This is a genomic window from Saccharopolyspora kobensis (assembly GCF_900108315.1).
Classification (GTDB): Bacteria; Actinomycetota; Actinomycetes; order Mycobacteriales; family Pseudonocardiaceae; genus Saccharopolyspora; species Saccharopolyspora kobensis.
Window position 1 is genome coordinate 637,371 of record NZ_FNVB01000002.1, and the last position, 11,797, is coordinate 649,167.

The window sequence follows — 11,797 nt, forward strand, 5'->3', positions numbered from 1 at the left end:
TGTGGCTGCTGGGAATTACCCGGGGCGGACTGACGTTGGTTGATAACAGCAGACTCAAGTAGATGGCGGCGGAAGCCAGCAACACCGTCGCGAGGAGGTTTGGCATGGCGACGTTCTTCGGACCGGCAGGCGGCCCGTTCGACGAGTACTTCGCGCGCTTCTTCGGGGCCGACGACGCCGCGTCCGGTTCCCGGCGCATCGACATCGGGCAGTTGCTGACCGAGCAGGCCCAGCAGCTGGTCAGCGGTGCCGCGCGCTTCGCCCGGGACCGCGGGCAGAGCGACCTCGACGCGCTGCACCTGCTGTGGTCGGCCGCGCACGAGGAGCCCACCCGCGCGCAGCTGAAGCAGGTCGGCGTCGACCCCGACGCGTTCGCGGCGAAGGTCGAGGAGCACCTGCCCGCAGCCGGTGAAGCCACCGGTGACCAGCCGGTGGCGCTGACGCTGGCGGCGCGCACGGTGCTCGCCGACGCCCACCGGGTCGCCCGCGCGCTCGGCTCCACCTACATCAGCCCGCTGCACGTGCTGCTGGCGATGTCGGCCAGCCCCGAATCGGAGACCGGGCGGCTGCTCGGCTCCGCCGGTGCGGGCCCCGAGGCGCTGCGCGCCGCGACCCAGCGGCCGCGCTCCGAGCCGGAGCAGCAGAACCAGGACAGCAGCACGCCGACGCTCGACCAGTACGGTCGCGACCTGACCGCGCGGGCCAGGGCCGGCGAGCTCGACCCGGTGATCGGCCGCACCACCGAGATCGAGCAGACCGTGGAGATCCTGTCCCGGCGCACCAAGAACAACCCGGTGCTGGTCGGTGAGGCCGGCGTCGGCAAGACCGCGATCGCCGAAGGCCTGGCGCAGCGCATCGTCGCCGGTCAGGTGCCGCGGGTGCTCGACGGCAAGCGGGTGGTGCAGCTGGACCTGTCCGGCATGCTGGCCGGAACCCGCTACCGCGGCGACTTCGAGGAGCGGATGACCAAGGTCATCGACGAGATCTCCGAGCACCGCGACGAGCTGATCGTCTTCGTCGACGAGCTGCACACCGTGGTCGGCGCCGGTGGTGCCGAGGGCGCCATGGACGCGGGCAACATGCTCAAGCCCCGCCTGGCCCGCGGTGAGCTGCACGTGATCGGCGCGACGACGCTCGACGAGTACCGCAAGCACATCGAGAAGGACCCGGCCCTGGAGCGGCGGTTCCAGCCGGTGCAGGTGCCCGAGCCGAGCGTTGCGGACACCGTGCTGATCCTGCAGGGCCTGCGCGAGAACTACGAGGAGCACCACCAGGTCCGCTACACCGAGGAGGCGGTGACGGCCGCGGCCCGGCTGTCCGACCAGTACATCAACGACCGGTTCCTGCCGGACAAGGCGATCGACCTGATCGACCAGGCCGGGGCGCGCAAGCGGCTGGCCTCGCTGACACCGGACGAGTCCGCCCTGCGCGAGCGCATCGAGCGGCTGGAGCAGCTGAAGGACGAGGCGGTCGCCCAGGAGGACTACGAGCGCGCTTCGGCGCTGCGCGACGAGATCAACCAGGCCCGCTCCGGGCTCGGTGACGCGGAGTCCACCGGCGTGCTGGAGGTCACCGCCGAGGACATCGCCGAGATCGTGGCGCGGGCGACCGGGGTTCCGGTCAGCCGGTTGACCGCCGCGGAGAAGGAGCGGCTGCAGAACCTCGAGAAGGAGCTGCACGAGCGCGTGGTCGGCCAGGACGACGCGGTGCGGGCGCTGGCCCGCGCGGTGCGGCGGTCGCGCAGCGGGCTCGGCGACCCGAACCGCCCGGTGGGCAGCTTCCTGTTCCTCGGGCCGACCGGCGTCGGCAAGACCGAACTGGCCAAGGCGCTGGCCGAATCGCTGTTCGGCGACGAGCAGCGGATGGTCCGGCTGGACATGAGCGAGTTCCAGGAGCGGCACACCGCGAGCCGCCTGGTCGGTGCCCCGCCCGGCTACGTCGGCCACGGCGAGGCCGGTGAGCTGACCGAGGCCGTGCGGCGCCACCCGTACTCGGTGGTGCTGCTCGACGAGGTCGAGAAGGCCCACCCCGACGTGTTCAACACGCTGCTGCAGGTGCTCGACGACGGCAGGCTGACCGACGGTCAGGGCCGCACCGTGGACTTCAGCAACACGGTGCTGATCATGACCAGCAACCTGGGCTCGGAGGTCATCTCCAGCCCCGGCGGCAAGATCGGCTTCACCGCGGGCGATGCCGACCCGGCATTGGACGAGCGGATCATGCCGCGGCTGCGCGAGGCGTTCCGGCCGGAATTCCTCAACCGCATCAACGAGATCGTGGTGTTCAAGCGGCTCGACGGCGAGCAGCTGCACACCATCACCCGGATGCTGCTGGCGCACACCGAGCGGCGGCTGGGCGAGCTGGGCATCGACGTCGAGTTCGACCAGGCGGCGGTGGCCTGGATCTCCGAGCGCGGCTACCAGCCCGAGTTCGGCGCCCGGCCGCTGCGGCGGGCGATCGAGCGCGAGGTCGACGACCGGATCAGCGACCTGATCCTGGACGGCGAACTCGCCGAGGGCGCCCGGCTGCGGGTGTCCGCCGCCGACGGTGAGCTGACCCTGCGGGTCGACGCGCCGGTCGCGGCCTGACAGCGCGCGAGAACGGGGCGGGTGCATCGCGCACCCGCCCCGTTCTCGCGCGTCCAGGGCTCAGCCGGGCAGAACCGACCGGACCGCCTCGGGCGTGCGCGCGACCACCGCGGTCCCGTCGTCGGCGGTGATGATCGGGCGCTGGATGAGCTTCGGGTGCTGCACCATCGCCTCGATCCACCGCTCCCTGTTCGCCGGATCCTTCGGCCAGTCCTTCAGCCCGAGTTCCTCGGCCACCGGCTCGGCCGTGCGGGCGACGTCCCAGGGCTCCAGCCCGAGCCGGTCGAGCACCTCGCCCAGCTCCGCCGCCGTGGGCGGCTCCTCCAGGTAGCGGCGGACCGTGTACTCCGCCCCGGCCTCGTCCAGCAACGACACGGCCGACCGGCACTTCGAGCACGCCGGGTTGACCCAGATCTCCATTCCCACTCCCCACCTGCGCCAGGACCGACGCACCGATCCTGCCAGCCGCGTCGCACGCCGAGATCGACGGCCGCCGCTCCCCGAGACGGCTCGGCCAGTGCTGCACCGCTGCGTCGGGGCCGGTACGGTCGGGGGCCACGATCGTCCGCACCATGGCAGCTGCTCACCAAGGCGGATGGCCCTCGGGGGTTCTTCACCTCCACGGAGCAGTGCAGATCCGGTTCCGGTGGCCACCGCCGTCCAGGCGCCGCGAGTTCCCGCGACCGCAGGTGCCCGCGGGCCGATGGGCCCTTCACAGCTGCCACGATCGTTGCAATACTTGTTCAAGGAGGCGGATCTTCCGTGGAGGTGGCCATGCTCCCCAAGGACGAACGTCGCCGCCTGAAGGAGATCGAGAACCAGCTGATGGGCGACGATCCCAAGCTGGCTCGGAGGCTGACCGAAACCAGTTCGCTGCGCCGGTTGTGGCTGCAGCTGTCGCCACGGACGCTGCTGGTTCTGGTGGCGGCGGTGCTGGCGGTGCTGTGCCTGTTCCTCGGCGAGGGCGGCGGCATGTTCTTCTCGGCGGTGCTGGCCGTGCTCGTGTTCGCCTCCCGGAAGTGCCAGATCCGGTTGGAATGACGGGCGTTCCCGATCTCTGGGAGGGTCCGGCGCGGCGTTGACGGCGACGCGCGCCTGCTGCGAGCATCGGCGACGTGACCGGACGCCTCGCGTTGACCTGGCGCTTGCACGTCGATCTGCGGCGGCAGGCCAGTTCCGCGTGTCGTTGCCGCTGATCTCCTCGCGCTGAACCGCCCCGCCGCGTGCTGCCGGTCGGGGCCGATCTCCCCTGCCCGACTCCTGTGAATCCGGAGCATCCGACCGTGCGTCGTCGTGATTTCCTGACCGTGCTCGCCATTTCCTCCACCGGCTTCCTCAGCGCCTGCGCCGGCGGGCGGACCGATCCGCAGCAAGCGCCGGTGCCCCCGCCCGCGCCGCCCGAGCAACTGGCCTCGGTGACGCTGCGCGTCGGTGACCAGAAGGGCAACTCCCGGTCGCTGTTGCGCTCCGCGGGGCTCGACGACTTCCCCTACACCGTGGAATGGGCCACCTTCCCGTCCGGCCCGCCGCTGCTGGAGGCCATCTCGGCGGACGCCGTGGACATCGGTGGTGTCGGGAACACCCCACCGCTGTTCGCCGCCGCGGCCAAGGCCAAGATCCGGGTGGTCGCCGCCTCCAAGGGCAACGTCGCCAGCGATGCGCTCGTCGTGCTGCCGGATTCCCCGCTGCAGCAGGTCGCGCAGCTGCGCGGCCGCAAGATCGCCGTGGCCAAGGGAAGTTCCGCGCACGGGCAGATCCTGCTGACGCTGCGAAAAGCCGGATTGACCCCGGCCGACGTCGAACTGGTGTACCTGCAGCCCTCCGACGCGATGGGCGCGTTCAAGCAGGGCTCGGTGGACGCGTGGGCCATCTGGGATCCCTACTTCTCCCAGATCCAGCTCGAATCGGCCGTCCGGCTGCTCGCCGACGGCCGGGGCACCGCCAACGGGCTGAGCTTCCAGGTCGCAGGCCCCGCCGCGCTCGCCGATGCGGGACGCAACACCGCCATCGCCGACTACCTGGTCCGGCTCGCCCGGGCCCAGCGGTTCGCCGACGCCAACCGCGAGCAGCGCGCGCAGGCGTGGGCCGAGGACACGGGCCTGCCGGTCGAGGTGACCCGGCGGGCCACCGAACTCGGCCCCGACCTGCCCGTGGAGCTGAACGCCGAGGTGATCCGCTCCGAGCAGGAGCTGGCCGACGCGTTCGTCGCGGCCGAGGAGATTCCGCGGCGGTTCGAGTTCGCCGAGTTCGTCGACACCCGATTCGCCGCGCAACTCGCCACCGCCTGAGCAGACCGGAGACCCGCATGACCGTCACCACGCACTGGTTCCTGCCCACCCACGGCGACGGCCGGTCCATCGTGGACCGTCCGCACGCGACCCCGGAAGGAGCAGGCACACCGCGCCGACCGGACATCGACTACCTGGCTCAGGTCGCGCAGGCCGCCGAGCACCTCGGGTTCACCGGCATGCTCACACCCACCGGCAGCTGGTGCCAGGACGCCTGGATCACCACCGCCGCGCTGCTCGCCCGGACCCGGCGGATCAAGTTCCTGGTGGCCTTCCGCCCCGGGTCGCTGACGCCGACGCTGGCCGCCCAGCTGGCCACCACCTACCAGCGGGTGTCGGGCGGGCGGCTGCTGCTCAACATCGTCACCGGTGGCGAATCCACCGAGCAGCAGCGCTACGGCGACTGGCTCGACCACGACCAGCGGTACGAGCGCACCGACGAATTCCTGGCCGTGCTGCGCGGGATCTTCGATGGTGAGCCGTTCGACTTCGACGGCCGGCACTACCAGGTCCGCGGCGCCACGGCCTTCGAAGCTCCCGACCCGCGACCGCAGCTGTACTTCGGCGGGTCCTCGGAAGCCGCGCTGCCCGTCGCCGCACGACGCGCGGACGTGCACCTGACCTGGGGTGAGCCACCGGACGCCGTGGCGCGGAAGGTGAAGCTGCTGCGCGAACTCGCCGCCGAGGAAGGGCGCTCGCTGCGGTTCGGGCTGCGCGCGCACGTCATCACGCGGGACACCAGCGAGGACGCCTGGGCCACCGCACAGCGCTTCCTCGACCAGATGGACCCGGCCGAGGTCGCCGCCTCCCAGGCCAAGCTCAACGCAAGCGAGTCCACCGGCCAGCGGAACATGGTCGCCCTGCACGGCGGAGCGCTGCGCGGCGAAGCCCGCGAGCTCGAAGTGCACCCCGGCTTGTGGGCCGGTGTCGGCCTGCTGCGCGGCGGGGCGGGCACCGCGTTCGTCGGCAGCCATCGCGAGGTCGCGGATCTGATCGAGGAGTACCACTCGGTCGGCATCGAGGAGTTCGTGCTCTCCGGCTATCCGCACCTGGAGGAGGCGTACTGGTTCGGAGAGGGCGTGCACCCCGAGCTCGCCCGCCGCGGCCTGCGCTAGGCCAGCGCGATGTCCTGCGGCCGCACCGGAACCCTCGCCAGCTCAAGGCCGGTGGCGGCCCGCAGGGCGTTGACGATCGCCGGGGTCGACGACAACGTCGGTGGTTCGCCGACGCCGTTGAGACCGTACGGCGAATCCGGGTGCGGGAACTCGAACAGCGAGATCGGCATGCTCGGCACGTCCAGGATGGTCGGGATCAGGTAGTCGGTGAACGAGGGGTTGCGGATGCGGCCGTGCTCGTCGAGCAGGATCTCCTCCATCAGGGCCAGGCCGAGGCCCTGCGCGCTGCCGCCCTCGATCTGACCGGCGACCGACAGCGGGTTCATCGCCTTGCCGACGTCCTGCGCGGTGGCCAGCTCGACCACCTTCACCAGTCCCAGGTCCACGTCGACGTCGACCACCGCGCGGTGGGCGGCGAAGGCGTAGGCGATGTGCGCGTCGCCCTGCCCGGTCTCCGGATCGACGGCCGACGTCTGCCGGTGGTGGAACTCGAAAACCCGCTCCACGTCGTCGGTGCCGACGAGATCCGCGATCGGGATCAGGGCCGTGCCGGTGGCGTCGACGACGTGGTCGTCGCGCAGCGCCAGCACCGCTGCCGGACGCCCGGTGCGCTCGGCCGCGCGCCGCAGCAGCTCCTGCGCGACCAGTCGGCACGCGCCCTGCACCGCACCGCCGGACATCCAGGTCAACCGGGATGCGGAAGCCGAGCCCGCGTCCCCGATCGCGGTGTCCGCCGGTAGCACCACCACGCGCGACAGGCCGAGCTCCGTGCTGGCGATCTGGCACTGCACCGTGGTGATCCCCTGGCCGCACTCGGCCGCAGCGGTGTGCACCGACACCACCGGTTCACCGCCGGCGGCCGACACCACGACCCGGGCGGTGGAGGTGTCGTCGACTCCCCCGGAGTAGCCGATCGCCTTCACCCCGATCGCGTAGCCGACGCCGCGACGGATGCCTTCGCCGTGCGAGGTGTTCGCCAGCCCGCCCGGCAGCAGCTCCGAGCCCGGCGGCGGCAGCGGCCGGTCGCGCAGATCCGCCAGCAGCTCGGCCACCGGAGCCGGACCGTCCACCGCCTGACCCGTCGGAAGCACCGTCCCGGTCGTCATCGCGTTGCGCATCCGCAGTTCCAGCGGATCCATGCCCAGCTCGCGGGCCAGTTTGTCCATGTTGGACTCGCAGCCGTAGGTGGACTGCACCGCGCCGAAACCGCGCATCGCGCCGCACGGCGGGTTGTTGCTGAACACGGCGAAACCGTCGATCTCGGCGTTGGGCACCTCGTAGGCGCCGGCGACGAAGTAGCAGGCGTTGGCGATGACCACCGGCGAGGTGGAGGTGTAGGCGCCGCCGTCCATCACCAGTTCCGCCTTGACGTGCACCAACTTCCCGTCCCGCGTCGCGCCGTGCTCGAAGCGCATCTTCGCCGGGTGGCGGTGCACGTGGCCGAAGAAGGACTCCTCGCGGTCGTAGACCATCTTCACCGGCTTGCCCAGCCGCAGCGCCAGCATGCACGCGTGGACGTGCACCGAGAGGTCTTCGCGACCGCCGAACGCGCCACCGACCCCGGCCAGCGTCAGGCGCACCTTCTCGGCGGGCAGCCCGAGGCAGGGCGCGATCTGCTCCAGGTCCTTGTGCAGCCACTGCGAGGACACGTGCAGCTCGACGCCACCGTCCTCGGTGGGCAGCGCTAACCCGGACTCCGGGCCGAGGAACGCCTGGTCCTGCATGCCCACCTCGTACTCGCCGCTGACCACGACGTCGGCGCGCGCCCGCGCGGCGGCGACGTCGCCGTGGCGGATCTTGACGTGGCGGACCAGGTTCCCGTCCGGGTGCACCCGCCTGGTGGTCTCCTCCAGCGCGCGCTCGGCGTCGGTCACCGGCTCCAGCAGCTCGTAGTCGACCTGGACCAGCGCCGCCGCGCGCTTGGCGGTGTGCGGGTCGTCGGCCGCCACCAGCGCGACCGGTTCGCCCTGGTAGCGGACCTCGTCGACGGCCAGCACCGGCTGGTCCGCCACCTTCATCCCGTAGGTCTTCGCACCGGGCACGTCTTCGTGCGTGAGCACCGCGTGCACCCCGTCCAGCGCCAAAGCCTTCCGCACGTCGACGGAACGGATGCGCGCGGCGGCGTGCGGGCTGCGCAGCGTGGTGCCCCACACCGTGCCCGACACCCACAGGTCGGACGAGTAGGCGAACTGTCCGGTGACCTTCAGCGTGCCGTCCGGGCGGGGCGCGCTGCGCCCCACCGCCCCGGCGCGCTCGGTGCTGATCGTGTGGTGGACGGACTCTTCGCGCATGCCTGCTCCCTACTAGCAGCTGGATTACATGTAATATTGCTGCCGAATCCCCCACCCAGGAGTGAGGTACCGCGATGTCCCCGGCACCCCGTCGCCTGACCCCGCTGACCGGCGAAGGCCTGCTGGCCGACCGCACCTACGCCGCGCTCAAGAGCGCCGTCCTGGACGGCACCCTGCCGCCCGGCACCGGGCTGAGCGTGCCCGAACTCGCCCGCCAGCTCGACGTGAGCCGGAGCCCGGTGCGCGAGGCGGTGCAGCGCCTGATCCACGACGGACTGGCCACCCACGTGCCGCACCGCGGCGCCGAGGTCAGCAGGGTCGACATCGAGGACCTCCGCCAGCTCTACGTGGTGCGCGAACTGCTCGAAGGCCTGGCCGCCCGGCTGGCCACCGAGAACCTCGACGCCGACGGGCTGGCGCAGCTCCGCGCGATCCTCGCCGAGCACGAGCAGGCGCTGGCCGCCGACGCCGACAACGCCGCGCACATCGAACTCGACATGCGGTTCCACCGCGCGGTGCGGGAATTCGCCGACAACCCGCACCTGCTCGCCACCCTGGAACCGATCACCGGACGCGCCCACTTCGCCCTCCACTCGCTATGGCGCAGCGACGACGCACCGCGGCTGGCGCTCGACGAGCACCGGGCGGTGGTGGACGCGATGGCCAGCGGCGACCCCGAGATGGCCGAAGCCGCCGCCCGCCGCCACATCGCCCGGCTGCGCATCCGCCTGGGTCAGGCCACCGCCCGCACCACCGAACGCCGCCGCCTCGGCCGGTGATCAGCTCGCCGGGTCCAGCTCCTCGGCCCAGGAATCGGGCGTGTAGCCGGCGTAGGCGTCGGCGTGCGAGTTCGTCGCCGAGGCCTGCGTGATCTCGCCGCGCAGGTACGCCTCCGCCTCCGCCCGGTCCTTCGGCGGCGGGGTCGGCTGCAGGCCCAGCAGGTGCGCCATGTTGTTGCCGAGGTAGCCCTCCAGGTCGTCCTCGGACAGGTTCAGCCCCTGCGGCGGCTCGTGGCAGAGCACCTCCAGCTCGCGCGCCCACATGCCCGGTTCGTTGGGCGGCGAGTCGGTGCCGTAGACCATCTTGGTCTTCTTCATCTCCTTGGCGAACTCCACGATCCGCGACTGCAGCAGCCAGCCGGACTCGCCGATCACGTTGTGCGAGTCCTGGATCATCCAGAACGCCTCGAAGCAGTACACACCACCGGTCTGGATCCCGAAGTGCCCCAGGATGAACGTGACGCCGGGGAACTCGCGGATGATCGGGTAGAACTGGGTCGGGATGGAGTACGGCCCGTCACCGGTGTGGATCAGCACGATCACGCCCAGCTCGTCGCACACCCGCATCACCGGCCGCAGCCAGTCCAGCGCCCGGTCCGGCCGGTAGGCGTGCATGTTGGCGTGCAGCTTGAGCATCTTGTAGCCGTGCTCCTTGACGTGGAACTCCAGCTCCTTGGCACCGTTGTCGGGACCGAACCGCGGGTTGTAGATGAAGTTGCCGACGAACCGGTCCGGGTAGCGCTGCACCAGCGAGGTCACGTAGGCCTGGTAGTCCCGGATGCCCTCGCGGCCGCCGCGGTTGCCGTCCCGCCAGGAGGTGTTGCCCGGCGGCGGCATGATGCAGCTGATGTCGACCCGGCGCGGCTTGCCGTTGATCCACATCGGACCGTCCATCATCTTGAGGGTGCGCTCGCCGGTGAACGGCTCACCGGTGTGCCGCCATGCCTCGTCCACCAGGTTCGTCGGGTGCACATGCGTGTCGATGATCAACGGGATCTCTCCAATCGGTTGCACGCACCCCGGCCGCGAATCACCGCACCTTCGGGTCGCCGCGCTCGAACCGCGGCGCGATCGAGTGCAACACCGGTCCGCAGCCGCTGTCAACAAGTTGCATGTAATTTCGTGCATCTCTGCATTTCCAGCAGGTAAAAGCAGGCCGGGCGAACCGGTTCAGCGCTGTTCACCGGTTGACACGACAGGTCCGGCGCGCTTTACATGTTATCCGCATCGCACTCGCCGGTGACCTCCCCGTCGTGGGCCTCCGTTCGGCGATCCGAATCCCTCCGCACCGATCGGGCCGCCGTCGGCCCAGGGAAGTGAGGCGTGCATGCCCGCCGTGCACGAGAAGCTCTGCGACCTGCTGCTCACCGACGCGACGGTGCTGACCGTCGACGACCACCGCACCATCCACCGCCCGGGAACGGTCGCCGTCACCGGGAACCGGATCACCGCCGTCGGCCCGCAAGCCGAAATGGCCGACTGGCAGGGCAGAACGGTGCTCGACTGCACCGGGAAGGCCGTGCTGCCCGGGCTCGTCGACGGGCACAACCACCTCTACCAAGCGCTGGCCCGGAGTTTGGGCGAAGGACTGTCCATCGTCCCGTGGTTGTGCGACTTCATGTGGCCGTACTCCATCGCGGTGCGAGGCGCGGATGCCGTCGCGGCGGCGCGCCTCGCCGCGGCCGAAGCGCTGCGGCACGGGACGACGACCGTGGTGGACAACCACTACGCACCGACCGACCTGGAAACCACTCTCGCGGTGGCCGACGTCGTCGAACGAACCGGGCTGCGCGGTGCGATCGCCCGCGGAATCGTCGGCCCCCGCACCGAAATCGCCGCGCAGCGCGGCCAGCCCGAAGCGCTGTTCCGGTACTCCACCGCGGACGAGCTCGCCATCACCCGCGAAGCCGTGCAGCACCGTCCGCCCGGATCGCGGGTCGAGGTCTGGCCCGCACCGCTGAACCTCACCTACGTTGACCAGGAGCTCGTGCGCCGCAGCATCGAACTCGCGCGGGAACTCGGCACCAGCTGGCACGCGCACTGCTGCGAAGGGCGCAACGATCCCCAGAGCTACCTCGACGCCTACCGGTCGCGACCGGTGCAGTGGCTCGCCGAAGCCGGGTTGCTCGACCAGCGGGCCACCCTCGCGCACGCGATCTGGCTCGACGAGTCCGAGATCGAGCAGGTCGCCGAGTCCGGCGCCCGCGTCGTGCACAACCCGACCTCCAACGCCTACCTGGCGTCGGGCACGTTGGCACTGGCCGAGCTGCGCGAACGCGGGGCCGCGGTCGGCCTGGGCACCGACGGACCGAGCTGCGGGCACCGGCAGGACCTGTTCGAGTGCATGAAGCAGTCCGTCCTCGCCCAGCGGTCGGTCACCCTCGACCCGACGGCGATGCGCGCGCAAGACGCGCTCGACCTGGCCACCCGCGACGGCGCGCGCTGCGCCGGAGTCGACGCGGGTGTGCTGGAAGCCGGCCGGCTCGCCGACCTGATCGTCGTCGACCTCGACCGACCGCACCTGCAACCGCTCCACGACGTCGTGAGCACGCTGGTTTACGCCGCGCGCGGCTCGGACGTCGTCGTCACCGTCGTCGACGGCGAGATCGTCCAGCGCGACGGCCGCTGCCTGCGCGTCGACGAAGCATCCGCCGTCGCCGAAGCCCGGGAACGGGCCGATCTCCTGCTGCACCGCGCCGGCATGACCCACCTGCTGCGCTAAGGCCCGAGGAGGAG

9 protein-coding genes are annotated in these 11,797 nt (G+C 71.2%); 6 read left to right on the forward strand and 3 right to left on the reverse strand.

Annotated elements, in window-relative coordinates:
* Nucleotides 1-104 precede the first annotated feature (104 nt).
* The gene (locus C4T78_RS02830; RefSeq protein WP_093347573.1) at nt 105-2,588 is read left to right on the forward strand and encodes an ATP-dependent Clp protease ATP-binding subunit; all 2,484 of its coding nucleotides are present in this window, start codon (nt 105-107) and stop codon (nt 2,586-2,588) included.
* A 60-nt stretch (nt 2,589-2,648) separates the two neighbouring features.
* Here the strand turns inward: C4T78_RS02830 and C4T78_RS02835 are convergent, their stop codons facing one another.
* Nucleotides 2,649-3,008 carry an arsenate reductase family protein gene (locus C4T78_RS02835; RefSeq protein WP_093347571.1) on the reverse strand — a complete coding sequence of 120 codons (360 nt, stop codon included), beginning with the start codon at nt 3,006-3,008 and terminating at the stop codon, nt 2,649-2,651.
* A gap of 354 nt (nt 3,009-3,362) precedes the next feature.
* Here C4T78_RS02835 and C4T78_RS02840 point away from each other — a divergent pair, with 354 nt between their 5' ends.
* The 3 genes from C4T78_RS02840 (at nt 3,363) to C4T78_RS02850 (ending at nt 5,991) form a co-directional block, all read left to right on the forward strand.
* Complete coding sequence (locus tag C4T78_RS02840; protein ID WP_093348557.1) at nt 3,363-3,629, forward strand: DUF3040 domain-containing protein; 267 nt, start codon at nt 3,363-3,365, stop codon at nt 3,627-3,629.
* A 242-nt stretch (nt 3,630-3,871) separates the two neighbouring features.
* Nucleotides 3,872-4,876, forward strand: a complete 1,005-nt coding sequence (locus tag C4T78_RS02845) for an ABC transporter substrate-binding protein (RefSeq protein WP_235863073.1) — start codon at nt 3,872-3,874, stop codon at nt 4,874-4,876.
* 17 nt (nt 4,877-4,893) lie between these two features.
* Nucleotides 4,894-5,991 carry an LLM class flavin-dependent oxidoreductase gene (locus C4T78_RS02850; protein WP_093347565.1) on the forward strand — a complete coding sequence of 366 codons (1,098 nt, stop codon included), beginning with the start codon at nt 4,894-4,896 and terminating at the stop codon, nt 5,989-5,991.
* Here the strand turns inward: C4T78_RS02850 and pucD are convergent.
* Nucleotides 5,988-8,282: a xanthine dehydrogenase subunit D gene (pucD, locus tag C4T78_RS02855; protein ID WP_093347563.1), complete on the reverse strand. Its 2,295-nt coding sequence runs from the start codon at nt 8,280-8,282 to the stop codon at nt 5,988-5,990. The two genes, C4T78_RS02850 and pucD, sit on opposite strands and share 4 nt — an antisense overlap.
* A 74-nt stretch (nt 8,283-8,356) precedes the next feature.
* On the opposite strand from pucD, the gene C4T78_RS02860 reads away from it, so the two are divergent.
* Nucleotides 8,357-9,061 carry a GntR family transcriptional regulator gene (locus tag C4T78_RS02860; RefSeq protein WP_093347561.1) on the forward strand — a complete coding sequence of 235 codons (705 nt, stop codon included), beginning with the start codon at nt 8,357-8,359 and terminating at the stop codon, nt 9,059-9,061.
* Here the strand turns inward: C4T78_RS02860 and C4T78_RS02865 are convergent, their stop codons facing one another.
* Nucleotides 9,062-10,051, reverse strand: coding sequence for an amidohydrolase family protein (locus C4T78_RS02865; RefSeq protein WP_093146247.1), 990 nt, complete (start codon nt 10,049-10,051; stop codon nt 9,062-9,064). It lies immediately after the preceding gene.
* Between the two features lie 337 nt (nt 10,052-10,388).
* Here C4T78_RS02865 and C4T78_RS02870 point away from each other — a divergent pair, with 337 nt between their 5' ends.
* Complete coding sequence (locus tag C4T78_RS02870; protein WP_093347558.1) at nt 10,389-11,783, forward strand: amidohydrolase family protein; 1,395 nt, start codon at nt 10,389-10,391, stop codon at nt 11,781-11,783.
* The last annotated feature ends 14 nt before the right edge of the window (nt 11,784-11,797 follow it).